The sequence below is a fragment of the Beduini massiliensis genome, from assembly GCF_000829905.1.
In the GTDB taxonomy this organism is placed as follows: Bacteria; Bacillota_I; Bacilli_A; order Erysipelotrichales; family Coprobacillaceae; genus Beduini; species Beduini massiliensis.
Map to the genome: position 1 here is coordinate 640,764 of NZ_CDPP01000005.1, position 25,750 is coordinate 666,513.

A 25,750-nucleotide genomic window follows, 5' to 3' on the forward strand; every position below is an offset into this window, starting at 1 on the left:
GTGTTTAACCTTTTGTTATACTCGGATTATGTTCTTTCATAAAACGAATCATATCCTTTTTAGATAACGGCTTTGAATAATAATATCCTTGAATCTGATCCACGCCATTACGAATCATAAACTGATTTTGAAAATCATCTTCGACACCTTCTGCTACGACCGTTAAGTTCAGATCTTTAAAAGTACGAATAAGATTTTTAACCATTATCGCCGATTTTTCTTGTTTACTCGCTGCCCATACTAAGCTCTTATCCAACTTAATTGTTGTAAAAGGAATTTGTATGACCGTCGAGATATTGGAATATCCTACACCAAAATCATCCAGTCCCATGTAGATTCCCATCTTTTCCATATTACTCACAAAATCATGGATGATATCCATATTTTCAGCTAAAGTAGATTCAGTAAATTCAATCTTAATCACCGAAAAGGGAATATTGTTTTTATGAATAATCTCACAGACTTTCTGTGCTAGATGAGGCTGACGGAATTGTATAGCCGAAAAGTTAACGTGAATACATTTAATCGTTATCTGTTCATCTATTAAACGACGGGCAAATTGACATACTTTGTCTAAAATCATATAGGTCATTTCAATAATCAAACCTGTTTCTTCTGCGATTGGAATAAATTCAGAAGGCAAAATAGGTCCTAGAGGGCTATCATTAATACGCACTAATGATTCAGCATATTCGTATTGCTGTGTCGTTACGCTAAAGATAGGCTGATAATACATTTCAAAATCCTGACTTGCAATCTTATCCTTTAAAATCTTGACGATTTCTCTTTTTCTTTGAATCATCTCAAACATATTTTGATCACAATAGCACACATAGCCATTATAATTCTTTTTTGCTGCAGAAACGGCATACTCAACGGAACTGATTAAACTTTCGATTCCGGTCGTACTCTCCGGATAATCCACTGCCCCAATCACATAAGAAAGAATAGCTTCATGCTCTTTAACAACCCAAGGCTTTTGCATGCGCTCTTGAATCTGTTTTAAAATAACAGCAATCACCTCATGTGGCTGGCGAATCAATATCGCAAACTCATCCCCTTTAAAACGATAGACATGCTGTTGTCCAACTAAAGAAGCTAAATAAGAAGCAATCGTTTTTAAAAAGCCATCGCCTACCTGATGAGTAAAAGCACTGTTGATTTGAGTAAAATCACGCAAAGAAATAACAAATAAACTAAAATGCTGTTTAGGATATTCACTAAGCAAATACTCCAGCATATTAGAAAGCTCCAACTGATTAGGAATATCCGTCAGATAATCCATCGAAATCTGTTTGTTTTGTAAATAGAGATAAATGATTAATAATGCACATGTAGCGGCAGAACCGGTCAAAATAATAGTCGGAAAAATTTGCTGAACAGCAATCACTACACTGGCAATGATTGGAAAAGCAGAAAGAATATTAAAAACATTTTTATCTACCTTATCTCTTTTTAAATAAGCAATAATCAGTGATCCCAAACAATAAGCATAAAAAAGAATATAAGTAATCGCAATCCATGGACCTTTTACATAACCGGATTGATAGTTTAAATCAAATAATTCCTTATTAAAAGGATTCGTCAGTACTAACAATGTGTAAAGAACTGCGGGAATCATACTTAACTTCATAAATCGAAGCAAGTGTTCCTTATTTTGATAAATAATCGTTGCGGCATACAAGCAATAGACGGCTCCCATTAAAGGTGTAAATATAAAGTAGATCGTGGTAATCAGCCATATTAGCCAAAGTGGGAACACATGATAATAAGCAATCATGATAGTCGAAAGAATATTGGTTATAATCGCTAGAAAAGTAACCAAAAAACAACATTGGAAAATACGATTTCTCAATGTCGGCAGCCAACTCCCTCTTCTTGAATACAGCCAAATTATACTGAGTATAACAGCTGAAATGCACTCCGGTGCAATGTTCCAATCCAAACTTATCATGATGTATAGTCCCAATCCTTTTCCCGCTTACTGCCCCCATTATAACATTCTTAATCCCCCTATACAAGATGACTTCTTTATAATAAAAAAAGAAATACGAACACTATATTACCTCGATATAGCTATCCATATTTTCTTTTTTTATCACAATTTGCCGATCTATCTGTTCTTTCAATTCCTGAACATGACTGATAATCCCAATAAGTTTGTCACTTTGGCGTAAATGAAGCAATACATGAAGTGCCTGCTGCAAAGAATCACTGTCTAAAGAACCGAATCCTTCATCAATAAACAACATATCCAACTCAATTCCACCGGCAAAGCTTTGAATCATATCGGATAAACCTAAAGCTAAAGATAAAGCCGCTTTAAATGTTTCTCCCCCTGATAATGTTTTAATATCACGGACTGTCCCGCTCTCGTAATCCTGAATGACGATATCCAATCCGGACTGACGGCTTCCTTTTTCTTCTTTTCGCAGCATTTTATAGCGCTGATTCGTCATCTCTTGAAAACGAATATTCGCTAATGCAAGGATTTGTTCAAAATAAGCTGCTAAAATATAACGTTCAAATGATAATTTCAAAGCATTATTCCCCGAAGTCAAAGAATAAAGATCATAATAATTTTGATAGCTAGGTTCAATTAATTCAATCGCATGATACTCTTTTTCCAATTGTTTAAGCAGACGCTGATTTTGTTGATAAAGTCCTAATTTCTGCTGATACTGATCTCTAATGATTATACTTTGTTCTTCTAATGCTTCGATCTCTTTTGATAAAGAAGACAAATCTATTTTTGTTGTACTGGTAAGTTCATTTTTTAGTGACAATACCAAGGTATCATTGCGTTCTTTAGCTAAAAGATAGTCTTGATATGATTTTTCTAATTGCAGGATTTCGTTTGGTGACCGTTTTGCTGATTGATAATGCGGTAAATCCTTAAATAATACCCTCAGTTGTTTATCAAAGGTTTCCTGTTCACAAAGGCACTGCTGCTTCCACTTTATCTTTTCACTTTGATAACCCGTCTGTTTCCCTAATAAGGTATTTAGCGTGGTATGCAAAAGGTTATACGCTTTTGTTGCAGTATCGATTTCTTTTGTCTTAAATGTGATGCTTTGTTTGATATCCGTTATTTTTTCTGCTATGCACTCTTCTTTTTCTGCCTCTACATCCAGTCCTTTCATTTGTCCGCTGTAGGTGGCAATTTGAGCCTGCAGCTCCTGTAAATATTGCATCGTATGTTGATAATTCTGCAAAATACTCTCTGTTTCTTTTAAAACTAACTGACGCTGAGCTTCTTTTTGCTGCACTTCTTTTTGCAGTTTGCTTAATGTCTCTAAACGAAGTGTTAAATCTTCCATCTTGCTTATCAGCTTTTCTTTAGCCTTCTGTTTTTCTTCTAGCGAGATTCCGATGACATCACAGTCAAAGTGAATCTGCCGCTGAATGTCTTCAAATGCTTGTTTCTTTTCTAAAACAAATTGATAAGTATCCTGCAGACGACGTTGCGCCCTTTCTGATGCTGCTTTCATTTTTTTTAAGGTCTCCGCCGATAAATCTTGATCCGATAATTGTGCCAGCTGCGGATGATGTATTGATCCACATACCGGACACGGATCATTCTCTTTTAGATTTTGTGCTAAAATACCTGCCTGTTCCATCATGAGACGATTTTCATAATGTAAGGTCTGTTGATTCAAGGAAGCATAGTCATCCGCTTCTTTTTGATATGTTAAAGCTTGCGTTGTATAGTGTCGATGCGCCTCTGCTTCTTTTTTCATCAGTTCTTCTAAATGCAGATGACGATCTAAGTGTATCTGTATCTCTTTTAACTCCTGCTGACAAGTATAGTATTGCAGATCAACGCCTTGAGAAGATTCAATAAATATTGTTAAATGCTGTTCAAGACGAGTATTTTCTTCTTTTTTACGTTCTAGTTCAATAAGCTTTGTTTGGCATTGTCCCCCCTCTTTTTCTAACAGCGTACTCTTTGCTTGAAGGTCTTTGAGTATCTTTAACTTTTCCCATTGATCTTGATTCTTTTTCAATTCCATATGCAAAGATTGTACTTCCTGCTGAATCTGTGGCACCGCTAAATATGCTTGATCAACTTGCCCTGCCTCTTTTTTTAGATTGAGGATTTCTTGCTGAAGCGAGGTTTCCTGATCACGCATGATCTGATATTGTCTTTGTGTTTCATTCCATTGTTTTTCAATAAGCATCAGCTCGTTGGCTTTTTTAGCAGCCGATAACTCTTCTTGATGCTGTTTCATCTTTGCTTCTCGATCAGATAAAGCAGACTGTACTGCCAATGCTTTTTCAAGCTGATCTAATCGTGCATTGTTTTTTTCAATCCAACCATAATTTTGGCGCTTTTCTTCTAATCGCTTTAATAATTGATTCCATTCATCATTTTGAAGAATTAATTGCTTTTCAGTTTCAACTGCCTTCGCTTTTATTGTGTCGATGAAGGACCCCGTTGTTAGAGAAGCCGATTCTTCATCGATTTGTTTTTTCAATGTTTCGATTGCAACCATCGTCGATTCTATTTTTTGTTTATACTGATGATATTTTTCTTTCAATAAATTCTCAAAACGATCATAATGATGAGTTCCAAACAGTTTTCTGAAAATTTTTTCTTTTTCATCACTGCTTGCATGAATCAATCGTGTAAATTCTCCTTGAGCAATCATTGCGATCTGCTTAAACTGCAGAACGTCCACCCCTAACAAGGTAGAAATAGCTTGGTTCACCTCTTTCGAAGTGCTAAAAATTTTTCCATCAGGCATTGTCAGTTCTGCTTGTGCACTTATCGGTGTCTTGCGCCCCGGTTTGATATATTGAGGACTACGGCGAATATGATATATCTGTTTTTTAAACTGAAAGGTTAAATCGACATACGTTTCCTGCTTAGAATCGGCAAAATCACAACGCAGGCTTTTCGCTTCTCTCAGCGAACCGCTGGCTTCTCCGTACAAAGCAAATGTAATGGCATCAAAGATTGTTGTCTTTCCGCTTCCGGTTGCTCCTGTAATTAAAAACAATCCATCTTGATATAACAAAGTAAAATCAATCGTGACAGCTGAAGCATAGGGACCAAAAGCGGATATTTCTAATTGTACAGGTTTCATTTTATCTCCTTTGCCTTTTCTAATGTATTTGCAATGATCGTGGCTTTTTCATCATCTAATTCATGATCTCGAATAGTCTGATAAAATGCTTTGAATAAAGTAAAGTCATCTTGTTTTTCCACTTGCAGATTTGCTACTGTTTTTTTACCGTCATATTCTTTTAGCAGCTGCTTATAAGTTAACTGCATGGCATTAGGATAAAGCATTCGCAAACGTTCCATTGCATTTGCTATCAAACTGTCATCTAATAATTCAAAAGCAATATAATCTTGTTTATTTTCAATAATGTTCTTTGTTTCATCTATAAATTCAGCAAAATAGCCACTGTATTTCTGCATAGTTAAAGTCGGATGTAAAGGAATCTGTTCGATCACCGTATCGCCTTTTTCTTTCATTTCTACCTTGCACACTGTTTTGTTCTGTTTGACTTCATCAAAAGAATAACGAAGCAATGATCCACAATAACGTACTTCCTGACGAGACACCGCCTGCGGTGCATGCAGATGACCCAAAGCAACATAGTCATAATTATCAAAAAGATGGACATCCACCACTTCACTTCCACCAACACTCAATATTGTTTCCGATTCGCTGGTTTGCACCTGTTGCCCGCCCGCTACAAACTGATGTGTGATTAACACATGACGGCGTTTTGGCTCTAGGGGATGCTGAGAAATCACCTGTGCCAATGCTTCCTGATAAGTTTTCACTTTCACTTCAGGATATAATGCTTTAACCTGAGACGGTTTGATATAAGGCAGCAAGTGAAATTCGATGTCACCGTATTCATCTTCTAAAAGACAAGTCTCCCAATTTTCCTGTAATTTAGAAGCGATGTACAGCCCTTCTGGTTTCAATAGCTGACTGGCGAAATTCAGACGCTCATCACTGTCATGATTCCCACTGATCATCAGCACTCGAATATGATATTGACGAATAGCCGCCGTTAAGAAATCATCGAATAATTCCACGGCTTCTATAGGGGGAACCAGACGATCATAGACATCTCCGGCAATTAAAAGCAAGCGTATATCCTGCTGATCCATCATAGTTAACAGTTCAAACAATACTTCTTTTTGCATCGCAATCATGGAATGTCCGCAAATCCATTTTCCTAAATGCAGATCGCCTATATGTATAAATTTCACAAGATCACCTCCATATCCCACATTATAGCATATTCCTTATTCTAAACTAATAAGCAAGCATTAAAAAAAGTGCATTTACTTTGCACTTCTTTTCAACCACTGACCAATATCATCAAAAACCGCTTGGTGTTCTGATTCATTTAATATTTCATGTCGCATTCCCTCATATAGGATAGCTTCAACATGCTGATAGCCTGCCGTTCTTAATAACGCTACAGCTTGATAGAATTTCTTTGTATCCACTAAGCAGGGATCTTCTTTCCCACTGATAAATAAAATGGGCAGCTGCGTATTTTTAACGGCATAGTTGTTTTTATTATAAGCCTTTGCCATTAATGTAAATAAAGCATGATATCCATCTACAGTAAAAATAAAATTACAATATGGATCTTCATCATACGCTTTGACAATCTTTTCGTCCGTACAGATCCATTGGTGTTCACTTACAGCATTCTTAATGCCATGATTAAAGTAACCAAATGCCATCTGATTAACAAAACGGCTGCGATAAAAAGGACCTTTCCATTTAATCAAAACAGAAGTCAGCATTTTCCCTACAGCAACATATGGATTATAACTTGGACTTCCGCAAACAATAAGACCGGATAAAACACTTTCATAAGTTTGCAAATAATTGCGTACGATCAAAGACCCCATGCTGTGACCAAATAAATAAAGCGGAAGGTCAGGATAATGTCTTTGGATATACTGAGTGACTAAATAAGCATCCTCTACTAAATGACGTGCTCCCTCTTTCCCAAAATAACCTAAATGTTTTATAGAAGCCGCACTTTCTCCATGCCCGCGATGATCGTGAATGACAGCTACATAGCCCAGTGTCGCTAAATACTCCATAAAAGGAATATAACGTTCCTTATGTTCACACATTCCATGACAGATCTGAACTATCCCAATCGGATGCTCCACAGGCAGATACATGACACTGATCTTAGTTTCATCTTCTCTTGATGTCAACATTAATCTTTCCATTTTTTCACCCCTTAAAATAAACGTTTAAAACACTCCGGCATGGCAGCTTCAAAAGTCATTTTCTTTTGTGTAACCGGATGAACCAACTCTAATATATGACTGTGCAGTCCCAAACGTCCGATCGGATTCGTTTTTGCTTTATATTTTGTATCTCCGACAATCGGATGATGCAAGTCCTGCATATGAACACGGATCTGATTCTTACGTCCGGTATCTAAATAAATTTCTAATAAACTATAACGTGAATTGGATTTTAGTACTTGATAATGAGTGATCGCCAGTTTGCCCGTTTGATCATGAGCGGAATACACCATCTGCGTTTTTGTTTCTTTTAAATATGAGCGAATGGTTCCCATCTTTTTCTTAGGTTGTCCTTCTACAATAGCAATGTATCCACGTTTAGTCACAATGTCATTCCATTTTTCCTGCAATATATTTTTTATTTTTTCATTCTTCGCAAACATCAATACACCTGAAGTAAACTGATCTAAACGATGGACAATAAATATCATTGCTTTAGGCTCTTTTTCTTTTAAATACTGACGAACCTGATGATAGGCGGTCTTTTCTTTTTCCCTTTGAGATGCCATAGAAAGCAGTCCGGAAGGCTTGTTTATAACAATCAATTCCTGATCTTCATACAGGATATCAAGGTGTGTCTGTACCTGCCTTTGTCCTATCGTAATTACATCCCCCTTTTTTAAAGGGAAATCAAACTGTGTCTGTACCTGATCATTAACCAAAATCATTTTTTTAGATAATAAATTTTTTACGTCTTTTTTTGAACGTTTTGGCATAATGGTAAAAAGATAGGTCAACAGCGGATTATCTTGGTCAACATTAAATCGATTCATCACTTTCATTCCTTTCGATATTGAAACGTTTAGTGGTCAATACGATCCCTAACGCAATAGCGCTCATCAAAGCGAGCAGCCAGAAAATATAACGGCTGCCAAGCTGATCGTAGACAATTCCAAAAATTTGAGTAAAGATAGCAGAAGCAATCATGTAGAAAGACATATAGAAGGTGATTGCCGTTGTTACATAGCGTACCGGTACACTGCGGTTAATATATTGAATATGCCCGACACTGGCAATTCCCGTCATAAACATATGACATAAAGAGGTCAATAAGAAAATTGGGAAAGAGGAAATCAAAGCATAAATAATACCACGCAGTATCTGTGACAGACACGTAAGTGCGTATACCTTTTTATAACCGTATGTACGGATGAGTCGTGATACAACCAGTATAAAAAAGATTTCCGGTACCACTGCAAAAAGCAGATAAGTCCCCATTGAGGAAGAAGAAAGCTTGAGTGTGGTGACTAAATGATTTCCAACATACCCACCCGCTGAATCCATGACCACATTTGTAAACACAGCTAAGACGAGAATAAAAATATAATTTTTATTTTTCATTAAGCTCTTTAAATCTTTAAACAAACTGCTTTGTTTCTTATCCGATTTTGTTTCTTTATTCATTTCAACATTAGGATAAGGAATCAAGATCACCATCGCAATAAACAAAGCCATTAAATAGATTAAAAATAAAGGTCCGTCCATTCCAAACATTTCCGCAATTTTAGTGATGACGACACTGCCTACCACATAACCAAATGATCCGATTGCGCGTAAGACCCCATAATCTCTCCCTTGATCATTGCAGTAAGTGACACAGACACTATCACTGATAGGCATCGTACATGAACGAATAGAGACCATAAAGATAGACGTTATAAGAACTAATGGATAAACTGTTTGTTTAGAAAAAACATAGGTTATGACGAACGTCAAAAGAATTGATAACCCAATCATTGATTTATAGCGCCGCGTCTTGTCACAGATGATTCCCCATAAGGGAGTAAGAAACATAGAACCAATTAAGGCTACTGAATTGATCTGTCCGATCTGGGCACCATTAAACCCTAGTTTTTCAAAATAGATATTAATAAAGGGTAAAAGTAAGCCGTTGCTCATAAAATAAACAAAGTAAAAAACACATAATGCATAAAAATTCCCGTTTTTATTTTTCATAGGTCCCTCGTATTAAAAATAGTTAATCACGGCTGATTAACTATTCACTTGCTTGATAAATTTTTCTAACAGCTCTGCAGCCGCTTCGCAAACGTCTGTACACGTGCGGTGTTGACTTTCTTTTTTAGCACGCAGTGCCAGCAATTCCTTGCAGACATAAGTGCCATGCTTTAATGAGAAATCATGAAGATAATGTTCAACCCATTCATAAGTGGATAGTTTTGTATTGGCTTTTCCCACTTGTCCGTCACTGTTTAAAGCACTTAAAACGCATATTGCCCCACTGACTGCTCCACAGGTTCCTTGAACTGCGTGCCCCTTGCCAAAACCTTCAATTAAGCGATAAATCGTAGATTCATCTATATCCAATAGTTCACTGTAAGCACAAGCCACCGCCTGAGCACAATTATAGCCATGCTGATGATTCCATCGGACTCGTTCAACACGATTCATTTAAGCTGTCCTCTTGGCTTGCATCGCCAAGGCTAATGCACCACAGATTCCTGCATTATCCCCTAATTTAGGATAAACGATATAGTCTTTGATATGATGGAGAATTTCATCTTTTTGAACATAGCCATTCAGCATTTCCACGACATACTGATGAATGTAATCAAAGATTTGGGTTTGTTTCATGACCCCACCGCCTAGGATGATCTTTTGCGGTGACAATGTAAGAATGAAATTCATCAAGGCTTGGGCTAAATAATAGCCTTCCATTTCCCATGCCGGATGATCAACAGGCAAGTCATAAGCTTTCACTCCCCATCTTTTTTCTATAGCCGGACCGGAAGCTAAACCTTCTAAACAGTTTTTATGAAACGGGCAAAATCCATCGGTCGTTTCATCTTTATGTTTGGCTAATAAAATATGTCCCATCTCTGGATGCAGCAAGCCGTGTACCAGTTTCCCTTCCACAATGGCTCCGCCGCCGATTCCGGTTCCGATAGTAAGATATAAACAACTGTCTAATCCTTGGGCACTGCCAAAATTTAGTTCACCCAAGGCGGCACCATTTACATCAGTATCAAAAGCAATCGGCACCTGATAACGTTCTTTTAACGGTCCCACAAAATCAACATTTCCCCAGTTGGGTTTAGGTGTTGACGTAATGTATCCGTAAGTCGGTGAATGAAGATCTAAATCAATGGGGCCAAATGTCCCTATTCCCATTGCTTCAAAATGCTCTCCGTCAAAAAATTCAAACACATGTTTAAATGTTTCCTGCGGTGAAGTTGTCGCAAAAGAATCACGTTTGATGATGTTTCCAAATTCATCACCGATAGCGACGACAAACTTTGTTCCGCCTGCCTCAATAGCTGCCAGTCTCATTGTTATTCCCCCTCTAATTTCTATGCCATTTTATTACATTTCCTATCCCACTTCAACCTTTAATTGAATAAAACATATTTTTTTAAATACGCCTGCATTTTTGCCGATACTTCCGCCTTCAGATAGATGCCGTTTTCAAGATATTCGTAACTTAAAACATGTGTATTATCGAGTAAGTAAGAGACGATATTCATCAGTGAATACGGTAAAACAACTTCGACGATATGATCATCGCCAAAGAGGATCTGATCAATTGATTTCATCAAGGTTTCCATATTCTTTTCTTCCTTGACAGAAATAAAAACATAGGGATCTAATGGTTCCACCAAACCATACTTATTAAGATCAATCTTATTATACACATACAGTATCTTATTTAGATCCACGCCTAGTTCTTCTAACACTTGATTTGTCACTGAAATATGTTCACGATAATAAGGGGACGAACTGTCCACCACCTGAAGAACCAGATCTGCTTCCTTCACTTCTTCCAAAGTTGAGCGGAATGCCTGTACCAGATGATGCGGCAGCTGATTGATAAAACCAACGGTATCGGTCAATAAGAATGTTTTATTATTATTCAGTTTGACTTTACGCGTTGATGTTTCCAAGGTTGCAAAAAGCATATCCTTTTGCAGAACGGTTTTATCATTTAGTTTTGAATGGGCAACAAAATAATTCATTAAAGAGGATTTCCCACTGTTGGTATACCCGACTAAAGCCACTACCTTTTGATCTTGATGCGCTCTTAAAATACGCTGTGTCTTGCGTTGTTTGACCATTAAAGCAAGGTCATGCTTGGCTTTTGTCAACTGATTGCGAATCAAGCGGCGATCCAACTCAATCTTCTTTTCTCCGCTCCCACGGAACCCACTCCCCCCTTGCTGTCCTTCGAGTTCATCGTTCATTCCTGCCAAACGTGGCAATAAATAATTATACTTGGCAATTTTCACCTGTAATTTTGCTTCATTGGTCTTTGCACGAGATTCAAAGATTTTTAAAATTAAATCTGTTCGGTCACTGACTTCGATCTCTAAAATATCGGTTAAGTTTTTAATCTGCATCGGACTCAGTTCTTCATTAAAGATCACAAGATCAACATCCCCAACTAAATTCTTTAATTCCGCCACTTTTCCTTTACCGATATAAGTCGCAGCCGATATCTTATCTAAAGCCTGTGTCAATGAATATTTAACCTGCACATCACATGCAGCACATAAAGCTTCTAATTCTCTCATTGATTCTTCTAAATCATATGTCATTCCAAAATAACTAACGCCTACAATTATTGCTTCCATATTCTCTCCATTTATACATATATGTCCCATTATAACATATTTATAATAATAGGTGATATAATGAAAAAAACAAAGATTTACCTTATCTTATCCATTATTCTTTACATATCCTTTCTTTCTTTTTTCCATATGAGTGATATCGTAAGTATCACAAAAGAAGTCAAAGATATGATCATTAACCAACTCTTTCCCACCCTGTTTCCTTTCATGCTGATCATTACGATTTGTCAAAAGGTGGGGATGATTCAACTCATTGCTTTTTTTCTGCAATTTATTTCCCGTCCCCTCTTTCGGGTGTCAGGAAATGCGCTAAGCATCTATTGCTTTTCTATTTTAAGCGGCTATCCTACCAACGCCAAAATGATCAGCAATGCTTATTCTCTAAAACAAATTGATGAGCGAGAGGCAGATTTGCTTGTTAAAGTGGCACACCATGGTTCTTTTAGCTTTATCGTCTATTTTGTCGGTATGACTATCTTTCATGATATTCGCATTGGCTTTATCTTGGAATTAGCACATATTCTGCCTACTCTTATTTATTTTCTGATTAGTTCAAAAGGGAAAAGTCAAAAGATGACTTGGTGCAATGCTTGGTATCCGTTTTCTTCAACTATTTATCAGCATAAAATCTTCGATATTATTAAAGACAGTCTAAAAGAATGTATGATTGCCTTTATTTATATTTTCGGCTTCATGCTGGTATGTAAAGTTTCCCTGATCAGTCTATCGCATTTATTTAATTCACAGATCATTTTGTTTTTAAACGGTGCCTTGGAATTTAGTTCCGGTATCATTTTGTTTAACGGCAGTGCCTACTCTTATCATATCAAACTTTTAATGAGTGTCTTTTACCTTTCTTTTGGTGGATTGAGCGTTTTCTTACAAGTGTATCAATTAATGGACCATACCCCATTTCATTTTAAAAGCTATCTGTTTTTTAGATGTTTTCATGCTTTAGCTTCCACCTTTTTAGTCTTTATATACCTTATGAATTGACAAAGCAGCTAAATTTATATATTATGATATTGATAACTATTATCGATTGGTGGTGAAGCTATGAAAACAACTCGTTATTCTAAACAGCGTGAAGCGATACTTTTAGAATTGCAAAATAGAACTGATCACCCAACCGCGGATCAAGTCTATTATACATTAAAGCAAAAGTATCCTGAATTATCACTCGGAACTGTTTATCGTAACCTTGGCTTTTTAGCGGATAATGGGGATATCTTGAAATTGGATGTCGGGGATGGAACTTATCATTACGATGGAACGATTACACCGCATGTGCATTTTGTTTGCTCATCTTGCAATGAAATTCATGATATCGTCATTAAGGAGGACATTTATCAACAGATTGCCGATTCTATTGATCACCAAGCGGAAAAGATTAATATTACAATCGAGGGTCAATGTGTTAAGTGTCATGCTAAAAGTAAAAATTAGTTTATCTAGAGATCCGGCTGAACAGTCGGATTTTTAGTTTGCAATTTCAGGTATTTTCTCTCTTTTTGATCACACAATAACAAAAGAAGACGACATTGGAATGAATCTTTTTGTTCAATATAAAATGCTCTATGATATTCCTTGATAAAAATATGATCATATACAAATAAAGCAAGAAGTTGGATCTTCTGATCCCTTTTCTTGCTTTTCCATTATTCTTCTATTTTTTCATATCTTCGTTCAACCCGGTCTGTCAATAAACACATAATTTCGTAAGGAATCGTTTCTAATTCTTTTGCCATCTGTACGATTGACAAATGCGGTCCAAAAATTTCCACACGATCTCCGACCTTTACGGTTTCATCAACACGAACCATCATTTGATCCATGCAGACACGTCCGATGATCTGATAGTTTTTATTGTTGATATAAACATCACGCCCTTGATTCTTACGAATAAATCCATCGGCATAACCAATTGGCAAAGTGGCAACATATTCGTCATTTTCAGCAGTATAGGTAAAGCCATAGCCTACCTTTTCTCCTTTTTTAATATGTTTGACCATTAAAACAGTTGTGCTTAGCATCATGACCGGTTTTAATTCATTGTTTTCTCTCCCTTTCGGATCTACCCCGTACATCCCAATGCCAAGACGATCTAAATTGGTAAAATCATCATGGCGATACATCGTTCCGGCACTATTATCTGCATGTACATATTCAAAAGAATAGCCTTCAATCATCGTTTGAAAACGTTGTAATTGCAACGCATATGTTTCATTTTCCTCTTCTGAGGCACCAAAATGAGTAAAAACTCCTGTCACTTTCAACATCTTGTTTTGTTTAATCAGATGCAATGCTTCTTCTAATTCTTCTCTTGTTCGTAAACCAATCCGATTCATTCCGGTATCTAATTTAATATGCAATTTTAATGGTTTGGTAAATTCTTCTTTTACTAACGATTGAATATAATCCATGCTGTAGGCGGTTAATGCCACATTATAAATAGCGGCATATTTCGCATCTTCCCATCTCGTCGGTCCAATCACCAGCATTTCTTTTTTCATCCCGGCAATTCTTAAATCGATCGCCTCTTTAATTGTGGCTAATCCATACATTGCAATCGCCAGATGATTCTCCAATACACTTGCTACTGCTTGGTCACCATGACCGTAAGCATTGGCTTTTAATACTGCCATCAATGGTTTCTGACTTTTTTTATATATCACATCAATATTATAAAGTAGATGATCTAAATCCACAGTCGCTCTTGTGTCTCGATAAAAATTCATTTTTAACACCTCTTTGACTATGATATACCAATGCTTAATGTCTGTCAAAACAATAATTTATTTTAATACTTCGTTTTGCAAACTGCTGACAACCTCAATCATTTCTGCTTTTGACATCGTTTCGGAATAGACACTGCATGTTAAGCCAGGATAAAGGTATTTAAGCTGATTGTTTTCAAACATCGCTACACCGCCTACCAGATCCACCAGTTCAGCAGATGTATCAATTGTCTGTAGTGTATCGCTTGGCTGTTCTAAAGACTGAATCAAAGTAAATGCTTTATCCCCACTAAATTGAAGAATATGCGTTGTTGTTCCATTGATTGAACATTCTTGCTGTTCTGCTAACTGAGTTCCTAACAACTCTAATGGCATTAAAGGAAAATCATCTGTCAGGTTTGAGGCAGTTTGGCTGGCAGATAATTGTTCCACATTAAACAATGATTCATCAACGGTTTCATTAATGCTTACTTTTGTAAATTCTACTTTTACATGTTCAGCTTCATCTTCATCGAATAATGAAATATAAAGAGGTACCATGTTTTTATCAAATTTAATTTCCTGTGATACTATTTTTTCATCATGCGGATAAGCCACTGCACTTCTCAAGATCAAACCATCTTTTGTTTTTTCAATTTTATTTTCTTTATCGAAATAAGAAAGTAAAGTTTGATAGATGTAAGGTTTATCACTGTTATAAGGCCATTCGCTCTTGAACTTATACACTTGATTCATACTTGGCGTATAAACAAAAACACCCTCTGTATTACGAATAATAATTTGTGACTGATTCAGCGTTTTATCATAAATATTGACTCTGAATAAATCACTGTCTTTTTTTAAATAATCGACATCTACTTTGTAGGTTTTAAGTTCATCGTTTATGGTCATCTCCATATTCGCTTCTAAATGATAGCTGTTCAAATCGCTCAACTGATTTTTTGCTTTGGCATCCGATGTTCCTGTTTTGCTTTTATAAAACCAGAAACCACCGCCAGCAAGTAAGACAATGACAATTCCAATAATAATCTTTTTCTTCATAATAACCACCTTTCTATGCAGTTCATTATATGTTTAAAAATTGCAGTTATGACTGAATAAAATACAAATGAACAGCCATAATAGTTTTAAAAGGAGGTAACACAATGAATATTTTATATAAAATTGCATTAGTCTTCACTATTATCGGAGCAATCAACTGGGGATTAATCGGATTATTCGCTTTCAACTTAGTTGAAATGATTTTTGGAACTAGTACATTTTTAACTTCATTGATCTATATCGTTGTCGGTATTTCTGGGATCATCAACATTATGTTGTTGTTTCTTGACTTGGATCAAAAATAAAATAGGTGTTTACCACCTATTCAAATTGGCTCATTGAGCCATCTTTTTTATTTATACGAATACGATGCTTTACCAGCATCAACATCGGCATATCCGTAAGTGAATCCGAATAACCATAAGAGTGATCATAGTCAATCTCAATGTTCTGTTTTTTTAGAATCTCTTGAATTCGTCTTACCTTTTCTTCACCCTTACAGTTTTTTCCAATAACCTTGCTGGTATTTTTCCCCTCTTTTGTGAGTGTCTTTGTCCCGATCACCATATCCACCGGAAGATCTGTATATTTTAAATAGACTTCCGGAGAAGCAGAAACAAGATAAATCAGATAGCCTTCTGATTTTTTTTGTTTTAACTCCTCCACTACATTGGTGTAATAATGAGGAATCAAACATTCCTGATAAAACAATTCCAGTTCTTTTTCGCTCAGATGATTCAAAGGAAACAAAATAGCTTGTTTTAAAGGAATAAAAGAGATTACTTTTATTCCATACAACAGACCTAAAAAAGCCAGTTTAAACAAGTAAATAAAACTCCATGGATGACGTTTTAAACAAAAATAGATCAATCGTTTCATGGAATCCTGTGGCAAAAGCGTATCATCAAAATCAAAGAACGCTATTTTACGCTTCATCACACGCAATCTCTAAAGCGACTTCCATCATCGCTGTAAATGTTTTTTCTCTCTCTTGTGCAGATGTTTCTTCACTTGTCACCAAAGAATCAGAAACGGTCAGTAAAGTCAGTGCTTTTTTATTTAAGTAAGCAGCTGTCGCAAACAATGCATACGATTCCATTTCTACTCCCAGACATCCCATTTTAGCCCATTTCAAGTTTGATCCGCCTTCTGCCATATAAAAATAATCCGATGCAATGACATTGCCAACATGATAGTTAAGCTCTTTTGCCTTTGAAAAGTTCACTGCTTTTTCCAATAAAGAATACGAACTGATGGCACTGTAAGTTCCATTCAATTGGTATTGTGCTGCAAAGTTAGAATCTGTACATGCCCCTTGCACAATAATGATATCACGCAAATGCACGTCTTCTTTTAATCCTCCGCATGACCCAATGCGGATTATATTTTCTACGCCATAGAACTGATAAAGTTCATGACAGTAAATGCCGATTGAAGGCATTCCCATACCTGATCCCATGATGGATACCGGTTTTCCTTTATAATAGCCGGTATAGCCCAGCATATTACGAACACCGTTGAATTGTACGACATCCTCCAAATAAGTTTCTGCCAAAAATTTTGCTCTCAACGGATCTCCCGGCATTAATACTGTTTTCGCAATCATTCCTTCTTTTGCTTCGTTATGTGGTGTAGCCATCTTTATTTCCTCCTTATTCTTTAAATAGCCATCTGCCGTTAGATAATGTATCCCCTAACGGTTTTCCATCTCTAGCTGCTTTAATATCACTGATCAATGCTGTTTCTTCTCCTTTATTATAAGCCAAAACGGCAAAGTAACCTTCAACAACAATGAATGGGACCATGCGCGAATATACGGTATCATAATCTGCCAACTGACTGGTGATTTGATCATATAATGCCCCATTTTCATCTTCATCAAGATCTTTGATTGTCAAAACAAGCTGATCACCAAATTCATTTTCCAATGCCGGAATCGCATATTCTTTAAACGCCTTGCAGTTGCTGCAGGTGCTGACTGTAAAAACTGTCATATTAATTTTTTCTTCATTTTTTTGTTTAGTGGATGTACAACCGCTCAAACTGATCAAAAAACAAAAAGCAATCATACTTAATAACCATTTTTTCATAGTGTAAACTCCCATCTGTAAGCTGATAATCGATCGCCTAATTCTTCATTATTTAAAGCACGCTTAATATCACGAATCAGTTCTTTTTCTTCACCCGAGGCATATCCCAATAAAGCAAATTCCCCCTCCATTACAAAAAGTGGTGCATCGCCTCGATAAGATTCATCAAAAAAATAAAGCTGATCACAAATATCATTATATACCATCATGGAGGTTTCATCATCCATATTATAATATTCGATATGAATCGCTTCTTTAAATTCTTTTTCTAAAGCAGGAATCGCATATTCTTTAAAGGCTTCACAGTAACCGCAGGAATCCCGATAAAAGAATTTCACATTAAAATCCGGATAGTTCTTTTTATTTGTCAGAGTGCATCCCGCAATCATCAACACTAAAAATAATAAAAATCCTTTTTTAAACACAACAATTCCTCCTAACCATTAACAGTATACCAAAATTCAATTGAAATTACTAAGATTTAGTTAAATAATATATTGCAAAAAAATAATATAAATAATATAATAATACTGAAGAAGGTGATAAAATGAACTTTAAGTGGATTAAAAATGATATCGCAACACCTACGGTTACCATTTATGAGTCCAATTTGACATTAAATAAAGTTGCTTGTGAAAATTTTACTGACATACGATATGTATTATTAGGGATTGATGAAGAGCTTAAACAAGTTGCCATCAAACCTATTACAAAAGACGAGATCGATTTAGGGGTCTATCCCCCTAGCCAATTGCATAAAATATCCATTGGTAAAAGTTACGGTAGAATAAGCAATAAAACATTTATTCGCTCTATTGGAGAATTGTACAACATTGATTTTACCGCTCAAAACGGTATTAAATATGATGCTCACTTCAATGAGAAGAATAAACTATTAATTGTGCAGTTATAAGGGAGGGGTCTAAATGACCATTTGGTTAGTTATTTTAATTTTATCTGTCATTGTTGAGATCGTCACAATCGATTTAGTCAGCATTTGGATTAGTATAGGTAGTTTAGGTGCTTTGATTGCTTATTTTCTAGGTTTCAATTTAACCGTACAGATTATTGTATGTTTAGTGATTACCGTGCTTTCGTTCATTATAACAAGGCCGATTGCGAAAAAGTATTTAACGGGGAATATTGTTCATACTAACACTGACCGTTTAATTGGCAAACAAGGGTTAGTGACAAAAGAGATTCAAGAAGACACCAAAGGGGAAGTCAAAGTCATGGGAAGTACTTGGAGTGCAATCTCAATTGACAGAGATTTCATAGAAGCAGGAACACATGTTGAAATCTTAGCCATCGATGGTGTAAAATTAGTAGTAAAGAAAGTATAAAGGAGAGAGTTATATGCCAGGACAAATTATTACCATTGTTTTAGTTACCGTTGTTATTTTAGTTGGACTCTTGATTGTCGCAAAAACGATTCGTATCGTTCCTCAATCCAACTGCTACGTTGTTGAAAGATTAGGGGCTTACAACCGTTCTTGCAATGTTGGGGTACACATCCTCATTCCATTTTTTGATCGAGTTGCCAACCGTGTTTCTTTAAAAGAACAAGTAGTTGATTTTGAACCACAGCCGGTTATTACCAAAGACAACGTTACGATGCAAATCGATACAGTTGTGTATTTTCAAATCACAGATCCGAAATTATTTACTTATGGTGTTGTACGCCCCATCAATGCGATTGAAAATTTAACCGCAACTACCTTACGTAATATTATTGGGGATCTCGAATTAGATGAGACATTAACATCACGTGATTTAATCAACGCCAAAATGAGAAGTATTCTTGATGAAGCAACCGATCCATGGGGAATCAAAGTACATCGTGTTGAAGTGAAAAACATTATTCCGCCACGTGATATTCAAGAAGCAATGGAAAAACAAATGCGTGCAGAACGTGAAAGACGTGAAGCGATTTTACAGGCTGAAGGAAAGAAAACTGCGGCGATCTTAACAGCCGAAGGGGAAAAAGAATCTACCATCTTGCGAGCTGAAGCAGATAAAGAAGCGAAGATCACAAGAGCGACCGGTGAAGCCGAAGCACTGCGTTTAGTCTTTGAAGCACAGGCAAAAGGGATTGCTTATATCAATGAGGCAGCACCACAGCCGGCATATGTACAATTACAAGGATACAAAGCTTTAGAAAAATTATCTGAAGGGGAAGCCACAAAGATCATTATTCCAAGTGAGATCCAAGGATTAGCAGGGTTAGTTTCTTCTGTTAAAGAAATTGCTACAGATCCTAAAAAAGAAAAATAAAAAAAGAAGTCTTTGAGCTAAAATCAGTTCAAAGACTTTTATTTTATCCAACCAAAGTGACGGCAAGCAAATTCAATTCCATCATCCGTGTTTGCTTTTGTGACAAACGTCGCTTTCTTTTTTAATGCATCACAGGCATTTCCCATAGCAATTTTAGTCCAGCCATCTTGAAACATGACCAAATCATTATAATCATCTCCAAAGACAACAACATCCTTTAGATTTCCTTTCACTTGTTCCATCATTTCCATGATTCCTTGATCTTTTCGATCGTGTTGGAATGTTAAATAGTCATCTGCGAAACGAATATGTCCTAATGTATTTATTAAGCTAAGATTATTTTCTTTTGCTTTAGGGACAGCAATATAAATTTTATAAATATTCTCATATTCTTCATAAGGCTGATTCAAATCTAAAAAGTACCGTGTAGGTTCTTGTCTAAATCCTGCCTGTTCTATAAAACGCATATTTTTCATTCTCACATCGATATTGTCATCGATAGCTATTAATATACCAAATCCAGCTTTTTCTGCCTCACAGCATAAAGAAATGGCCTTTTTATGATCTAATGGGCTATTCTTTAAAAGCACATCATTAATAGTTAACGCTGCCCCACCATTACTGACAATATGATGGATTCCAGCATGTTTTGCAAACGCCTTTGTCTTATAATTTGCACGACCTGTTGCAATACAGACAAAATGCCCATTCTCTTGCAACAAATGAATGGTCTTTTTTGCGCTGGGAATTAGTTCTCCCGAAACTTTATTGGTTAGTGTACCATCAATATCAAAGAAAAAATACTTTTTGTCCATGTCTTATCTCCTCTTATTATGTTTAATTATAATAAAAAAAGAGAAATAGTACACAAAAAAGAGTAGAAATCTCTCTTCTCTCTCTATAGACAAGTCTCTTTCCAATACATAAAAAAAGGAGGAACTCCTCCTTCTCTTACCCGGCAATCTGCTATTTTCGCGATCGCTCACTATCTTCGCCGTTGATATGCTTAACTTCTGTGTTCGAGATGGTTACAGGTGTCTCCATATCCCCATCATCACCGGATTCCTCTGAGCTCTCACTCAAAACTGGATAATAAGTTCTTTCTTCTTCTAGGTTAAGTTCTCGACCTATTAGTATCAGTCCGCTCCATATATCACTATACTTCCACTCCTGACCTATCTACCTTATCGTCTTTAAGGGGTCTTCCAACTTGCGTCCGGAAGTCTCATCTTGAAGGGGATTTCACGCTTAGATGCCTTCAGCGTTTATTCCTGCCACACTTAGCTACCCAGCTGTGCCACTGGCGTGACAACTGGTCCACCATTGGTGTGTCCATCCCGGTCCTCTCGTACTAAGGACAGCTCTTCTCAAACTTCCTGCGCCCACGACAGATAGGGACCGAACTGTCTCACGACGTTCTGAACCCAGCTCGCGTACCGCTTTAATGGGCGAACAGCCCAACCCTTGGAACCGACTTCAGCTCCAGGATGCGATGAGCCGACATCGAGGTGCCAAACCTCCCCGTCGATGTGAACTCTTGGGGGAGATCAGCCTGTTATCCCCAGGGTAGCTTTTATCCGTTGAGCGACGGCCCTTCCATTCGGTACCGCCGGATCACTAAGCCCGACTTTCGTCCCTGCTCGACTTGTCTGTCTCGCAGTCAAACACCCTTTTGCCTTTGCACTCTGCGCTTGATTTCCATCCAAGCTGAGGGTATCTTTGGGCGCCTCCGTTACTCTTTGGGAGGCGACCGCCCCAGTCAAACTGCCCACCTGACACTGTCCCGTTGCTTGCTTCAAAGCATCCGGTTAGAACCCCAATCAAGGAAGGGTAGTATCCCAACGTCGACTCCTCACACACTGGCGTGCATGTATCCCTGTCTCCTACCTATTCTGTACATCCTTCATCAAAGTCCAATATCAAGCTACAGTAAAGCTCCATGGGGTCTTTCCGTCTAGTCGCGGGTAACCTGCATCTTCACAGGTACTAAGATTTCACCGAGTCTACAGCCGAGACAGCGCCCAAATCGTTACGCCTTTCGTGCGGGTCAGAACTTACCTGACAAGGAATTTCGCTACCTTAGGACCGTTATAGTTACGGCCGCCGTTTACTGGGGCTTCAATTCATTGCTTCGACCTTACGATCTTACAACTCCTCTTAACCTTCCAGCACCGGGCAGGCGTCACCCCATATACTTCGCCTTGCGGCTTCGCATAGAGCTGTGTTTTTGATAAACAGTCGCTTGGGCCGTTTTACTGCGGCTTATTTTCATAAGCACTCCTTCTCCCGAAGTTACGGAGTCATTTTGCAGAGTTCCTTGGCCATAGTTCTCTCGCTCACCTTAGGATTCTCTCCTCACCCATGTGTGTCCATTATCGGTACGGGCTAATAAAAATTTGCTAGAAGCTTTTCTTGGAAGCTTGCTTCGACAGCTTCTGTACTTGGGTCGCCCCTTTCCATACGCTTCACGTCTTCTCCTTGCGGTATGCGCATTTTTCTACACACCAGATATCCCGCTTGCTCCGGCTCTTCCATCCGCCGGACCTGTCTAGCCTTCTCCGTCACTCCATCACTCTTTATTAGGTACAGGAATCTCCACCTGTTGTCCATCGACTACGCCTTTCGGCCTCGCCTTAGGTCCCGACTTACCCAGAGCGGACGAACCTTCCTCTGGAAACCTTGGGTTTTCGGTGCGTGGGATTCTCACCCACGTTCCGCTACTCACACCGGCATTCTCTCTTCTATCCTCTCCACATGTCCTTACGATCATGCTTCTCCGATGATAGAACGCTCCCCTACCACTCACATTTTTCAATGTCAATCCATAGCTTCGGTATATTGCTTAGCCCCGGTAAATTTTCGGCGCAGAGTCATTCGACTAGTGAGCTGTTACGCACTCTTTAAAGGGTGGCTGCTTCTGAGCCAACCTCCTAGTTGTCTGGACATCTCCACATCCTTTTCCACTTAGCAATAATTTTGGGACCTTAGCTGATGGTCTGGGCTGTTTCCCTTTTGACAATGGACCTTATCACCCACTGTCTGACTGCCAGGTATGTTTTCGTGACATTCGGAGTTTGATTATGTTCAGTACCCCGGGATGGGGCCATCACATATTCAGTGCTCTACCTTCACGCTACTTTACCCTGACGCTAGCCCTAAAGCTATTTCGGGGAGAACCAGCTATCTCCGAGTTCGTTTGGAATTTCACCCCTAGCCACAACTCATCCGCCAACGTTTCAACGGGGGTCGGTTCGGTCCTCCATCGGGTTTTACCCCAACTTCAACCTGGTCATGGCTAGATCACTCGGTTTCGGGTCTATGACATCCAACTATTCGCCCTTTTCAGACTCGCTTTCGCTTCGGCTCCGCATCTCCTGCTTAACCTCGCTGACTATCATAACTCGCCGGTTCATTCTACAAAAGGCACGCCATCACCCCTTAACGGGCTCTGACTTCTTGTAAGCATATGGTTTCAGGTTCTCTTTCACTCCCCTCCCGGGGTTCTTTTCACCTTTCCCTCACGGTACTGGTTCACTATCGGTCACAATGGAGTATTTAGCCTTTCGAGATGGTCCTCGATCCTTCCGACAGGATTTCTCGTGTCCCGCCGTACTCAGGATCAGTCTTGGCTTCGCTCTACTTCGAATACGGGGCTCTCACCCTGTCTCGCATACCTTCCCATGTATTTCTTCTGTAAAGTGTCTTGCCTTTCTTGACTGTCCTATAACCCCAAGATAACTCTTGGTTTGGGCTCCTTCCCTTTCGCTCGCCACTACTCAGGAAATCATTCTTTATTTTCTTCTCCTACAGGTACTTAGATGTTTCAGTTCCCTGCGTCTTGCTTCCTATGCATTATGTATTCATGCATGGATACTATCTCGTAGATAGTGGGTTCCCCCATTCGGATATCAGCGGCTCTTGCGTGTGCTTACCACTCGCCGCTGCGTTTCGCCGTTTGCTGCGTCCTTCTTCGCCTCATTGTGCCTAGGCATCCTCCATACGCTCTTCTTTTCTTATCCTAGATTTGCTTTTGTTACTTTTTCTTAGTTTTTTCGACTATTAGGAAAGATCCTTGATTTCTCCTGATCTTTCTAATATTTCTTTTCATCTTATTATCCAGTTTTCAATGATCTCTTTTCCTTGAGTGTCTCCACTCAAAACTGAACAGAACCTTTTTCTCCTTAGAAAGGAGGTGATCCATCCCCACGTTCCCGTAGGGATACCTTGTTACGACTTCACCCCAATCATCGATCCCACCTTAGACAGCTCTCTCCTTTCGGTTAAGCCACCGGCTTCGGGTGTTATCAACTCTCATGGTGTGACGGGCGGTGTGTACAAGGCCCGAGAACGTATTCACCGCGGCATGCTGATCCGCGATTACTAGCGATTCCATCTTCATGCAGGCGAGTTGCAGCCTGCAATCCGAACTGAGAACGGGTTTTTGAGTTTCGCTCCAAGTCGCCTCTTCGCTTCCCTTTGATCCGTCCATTGTAGCACGTGTGTAGCCCAGGTCATAAGGGGCATGATGATTTGACGTCATCCCCGCCTTCCTCCGGCTTGTCACCGGCTGTCTCGTTAGAGTCCCCATCTTACTGCTGGTAACTAACGACAAGGGTTGCGCTCGTTGCGGGACTTAACCCAACATCTCACGACACGAGCTGACGACAACCATGCACCACCTGTCTTGGATATATCTATCCCTCTATCTCTAGAGTCTTTATCCAGATGTCAAGACCTGGTAAGGTTCTTCGCGTTGCTTCGAATTAAACCACATGCTCCACCGCTTGTGCGGGCCCCCGTCAATTCCTTTGAGTTTCATTCTTGCGAACGTACTACTCAGGCGGAGTACTTATTGCGTTAACTGCAGCACTGAGGCTTGTCCCCCCAACACTTAGTACTCATCGTTTACGGCGTGGACTACTAGGGTATCTAATCCTATTTGCTCCCCACGCTTTCGGGACTGAGCGTCAGTTACAGACCAGATCGTCGCCTTCGCCACTGGTGTTCCTCCATATATCTACGCATTTCACCGCTACACATGGAATTCCACGATCCTCTTCTGCACTCTAGCTATTTGGTTTCCATGGCTTACTGAAGTTAAGCTTCAGCCTTTTACCACAGACCTCCATTGCCGCCTGCTCCCTCTTTACGCCCAATAATTCCGGATAACGCTTGCCACCTACGTATTACCGCGGCTGCTGGCACGTAGTTAGCCGTGGCTTCCTCACAAAGTACCGTCACTCTAATACCATTCCCTGTATTAGCCGTTCTTCCTTTATAACAGAAGTTTACAACCCGAAGGCCTTCTTCCTTCACGCGGCGTTGCTCGGTCAGGGTTCCCCCCATTGCCGAAAATTCCCTACTGCTGCCTCCCGTAGGAGTCTGGGCCGTGTCTCAGTCCCAGTGTGGCCGTTCACCCTCTCAGGCCGGCTATGCATCGTCGCCTTGGTAGGCCTTTACCCCACCAACTAGCTAATGCACCATAAGCCCATCTGTTCCCTATCCCTTAGGATATTTAACTTTATCTAAATGCTTAGTTAAAGCCTATGCGGTCTTAGCGCATGTTTCCACGCGTTATCCCCCTGGTACAGCCAGGTTGCTTATGTCTTACTCACCCGTTCGCCACTCATCACCAAGGTGATGCGTTCGACTTGCATGTATTAGGCACGCCGCCAGCGTTCATCCTGAGCCAGGATCAAACTCTCCATGATA

The 25,750-nt window shown here is 38.7% G+C and carries 22 protein-coding genes and 3 rRNA genes; 6 read left to right on the plus strand and 19 right to left on the minus strand.

Annotated elements, in window-relative coordinates; all coding sequences use genetic code 11:
* Positions 1-4: 4 nt before the first annotated feature.
* The 9 genes from BN1225_RS09820 to hflX form a co-directional block, all read right to left on the minus strand.
* The gene (locus tag BN1225_RS09820; protein ID WP_187117548.1) at positions 5-1,954 is read right to left on the minus strand and encodes a GGDEF and EAL domain-containing protein; all 1,950 of its coding nucleotides are present in this window, start codon (positions 1,952-1,954) and stop codon (positions 5-7) included.
* Positions 1,955-2,057: 103 nt separating this feature from the next.
* A complete protein-coding gene (locus BN1225_RS09825; RefSeq protein ID WP_041139613.1) occupies positions 2,058-5,090 on the minus strand; it encodes an AAA family ATPase in 3,033 nt (1,010 codons plus the stop codon).
* A complete protein-coding gene (locus tag BN1225_RS09830) occupies positions 5,087-6,238 on the minus strand; it encodes an exonuclease SbcCD subunit D (RefSeq protein WP_041139614.1) in 1,152 nt (383 codons plus the stop codon). Before BN1225_RS09830 ends, BN1225_RS09825 begins: the two co-directional genes overlap by 4 nt.
* 75 nt (positions 6,239-6,313) lie before the next feature.
* Positions 6,314-7,228 (minus strand): alpha/beta fold hydrolase, encoded by a 915-nt coding sequence (locus BN1225_RS09835; protein WP_041139615.1) that lies wholly within the window; start codon positions 7,226-7,228, stop codon positions 6,314-6,316.
* Between the two features lie 11 nt (positions 7,229-7,239).
* Positions 7,240-8,091: an RluA family pseudouridine synthase gene (locus tag BN1225_RS09840; protein ID WP_197066555.1), complete on the minus strand. Its 852-nt coding sequence runs from the start codon at positions 8,089-8,091 to the stop codon at positions 7,240-7,242.
* Positions 8,069-9,265, minus strand: a complete 1,197-nt coding sequence (locus BN1225_RS09845) for an MFS transporter (RefSeq protein WP_041139617.1) — start codon at positions 9,263-9,265, stop codon at positions 8,069-8,071. The genes BN1225_RS09840 and BN1225_RS09845 overlap by 23 nt, the downstream gene beginning before the upstream one ends.
* 36 nt (positions 9,266-9,301) lie before the next feature.
* On the minus strand, positions 9,302-9,718 hold the full coding sequence (locus BN1225_RS09850) for a C-GCAxxG-C-C family protein (protein WP_041139618.1): 417 nt from the start codon (positions 9,716-9,718) through the stop codon (positions 9,302-9,304).
* Positions 9,719-10,597, minus strand: a complete 879-nt coding sequence (locus BN1225_RS09855; protein ID WP_041139619.1) for an ROK family protein — start codon at positions 10,595-10,597, stop codon at positions 9,719-9,721.
* 59 nt (positions 10,598-10,656) lie between these two features.
* Positions 10,657-11,895 carry a GTPase HflX gene (gene hflX / locus BN1225_RS09860; protein ID WP_041139620.1) on the minus strand — a complete coding sequence of 413 codons (1,239 nt, stop codon included), beginning with the start codon at positions 11,893-11,895 and terminating at the stop codon, positions 10,657-10,659.
* Between the two features lie 60 nt (positions 11,896-11,955).
* Here hflX and BN1225_RS09865 point away from each other — a divergent pair, with 60 nt between their 5' ends.
* Together BN1225_RS09865 and BN1225_RS09870 are read left to right on the plus strand one after the other, a co-directional pair.
* Positions 11,956-12,891, plus strand: coding sequence for a hypothetical protein (locus BN1225_RS09865; protein WP_041139621.1), 936 nt, complete (start codon positions 11,956-11,958; stop codon positions 12,889-12,891).
* A 60-nt stretch (positions 12,892-12,951) separates the two neighbouring features.
* Entirely contained in the window at positions 12,952-13,341 is a 390-nt protein-coding gene (locus BN1225_RS09870; RefSeq protein WP_041139622.1) for a Fur family transcriptional regulator, read from the plus strand.
* A 212-nt stretch (positions 13,342-13,553) separates the two neighbouring features.
* On the opposite strand, the gene alr is transcribed toward BN1225_RS09870, so the two are convergent.
* Both alr and BN1225_RS09880 read right to left on the minus strand, forming a co-directional pair.
* Positions 13,554-14,633 carry an alanine racemase gene (gene alr / locus BN1225_RS09875; RefSeq protein ID WP_041139623.1) on the minus strand — a complete coding sequence of 360 codons (1,080 nt, stop codon included), beginning with the start codon at positions 14,631-14,633 and terminating at the stop codon, positions 13,554-13,556.
* A gap of 57 nt (positions 14,634-14,690) precedes the next feature.
* Positions 14,691-15,674 carry a LolA family protein gene (locus BN1225_RS09880; protein WP_041139624.1) on the minus strand — a complete coding sequence of 328 codons (984 nt, stop codon included), beginning with the start codon at positions 15,672-15,674 and terminating at the stop codon, positions 14,691-14,693.
* A 104-nt stretch (positions 15,675-15,778) separates the two neighbouring features.
* On the opposite strand from BN1225_RS09880, the gene BN1225_RS09885 reads away from it, so the two are divergent.
* Positions 15,779-15,979, plus strand: coding sequence for a DUF378 domain-containing protein (locus tag BN1225_RS09885; RefSeq protein WP_041139625.1), 201 nt, complete (start codon positions 15,779-15,781; stop codon positions 15,977-15,979).
* A 16-nt stretch (positions 15,980-15,995) separates the two neighbouring features.
* Here the strand turns inward: BN1225_RS09885 and BN1225_RS09890 are convergent, their stop codons facing one another.
* From BN1225_RS09890 to BN1225_RS09905, 4 genes are read right to left on the minus strand one after another with little or no spacing between them, the layout of a single operon-like run.
* Positions 15,996-16,610, minus strand: coding sequence for an HAD family hydrolase (locus tag BN1225_RS09890; RefSeq protein ID WP_041139626.1), 615 nt, complete (start codon positions 16,608-16,610; stop codon positions 15,996-15,998).
* Complete coding sequence (gene deoD / locus BN1225_RS09895) at positions 16,600-17,313, minus strand: purine-nucleoside phosphorylase (RefSeq protein ID WP_041139627.1); 714 nt, start codon at positions 17,311-17,313, stop codon at positions 16,600-16,602. Before deoD ends, BN1225_RS09890 begins: the two co-directional genes overlap by 11 nt.
* A gap of 13 nt (positions 17,314-17,326) precedes the next feature.
* A complete protein-coding gene (locus BN1225_RS09900; protein WP_041139628.1) occupies positions 17,327-17,764 on the minus strand; it encodes a hypothetical protein in 438 nt (145 codons plus the stop codon).
* Positions 17,761-18,189 carry a hypothetical protein gene (locus tag BN1225_RS09905; RefSeq protein ID WP_041139629.1) on the minus strand — a complete coding sequence of 143 codons (429 nt, stop codon included), beginning with the start codon at positions 18,187-18,189 and terminating at the stop codon, positions 17,761-17,763. Before BN1225_RS09905 ends, BN1225_RS09900 begins: the two co-directional genes overlap by 4 nt.
* 122 nt (positions 18,190-18,311) lie before the next feature.
* On the opposite strand from BN1225_RS09905, the gene BN1225_RS09910 reads away from it, so the two are divergent.
* The 3 genes from BN1225_RS09910 to BN1225_RS09920 are packed head-to-tail and all read left to right on the plus strand — an operon-like array spanning position 18,312 to position 20,038.
* Entirely contained in the window at positions 18,312-18,677 is a 366-nt protein-coding gene (locus BN1225_RS09910) for a hypothetical protein (protein WP_041139630.1), read from the plus strand.
* A 13-nt stretch (positions 18,678-18,690) separates the two neighbouring features.
* Positions 18,691-19,107, plus strand: coding sequence for an NfeD family protein (locus BN1225_RS09915; protein WP_041139631.1), 417 nt, complete (start codon positions 18,691-18,693; stop codon positions 19,105-19,107).
* A gap of 13 nt (positions 19,108-19,120) precedes the next feature.
* Positions 19,121-20,038, plus strand: a complete 918-nt coding sequence (locus BN1225_RS09920) for an SPFH domain-containing protein (RefSeq protein ID WP_041139632.1) — start codon at positions 19,121-19,123, stop codon at positions 20,036-20,038.
* A 38-nt stretch (positions 20,039-20,076) separates the two neighbouring features.
* Here BN1225_RS09920 and BN1225_RS09925 read toward each other — a convergent pair whose 3' ends face one another.
* The 4 genes from BN1225_RS09925 to BN1225_RS09940 all read right to left on the minus strand — a co-directional run bounded on the left by BN1225_RS09925 (position 20,077) and on the right by BN1225_RS09940 (position 25,749).
* Positions 20,077-20,853 carry an HAD-IIB family hydrolase gene (locus BN1225_RS09925; protein WP_041139633.1) on the minus strand — a complete coding sequence of 259 codons (777 nt, stop codon included), beginning with the start codon at positions 20,851-20,853 and terminating at the stop codon, positions 20,077-20,079.
* 138 nt (positions 20,854-20,991) lie between these two features.
* A 5S ribosomal RNA gene (gene rrf / locus BN1225_RS09930) occupies positions 20,992-21,100 on the minus strand.
* A gap of 48 nt (positions 21,101-21,148) precedes the next feature.
* Positions 21,149-24,057: ribosomal RNA gene (locus BN1225_RS09935) — 23S ribosomal RNA — on the minus strand.
* 166 nt (positions 24,058-24,223) lie between these two features.
* Positions 24,224-25,749: ribosomal RNA gene (locus tag BN1225_RS09940) — 16S ribosomal RNA — on the minus strand.
* Together the 16S, 23S and 5S rRNA genes form the textbook arrangement of a ribosomal RNA operon.
* Position 25,750 lies beyond the last annotated feature (1 nt).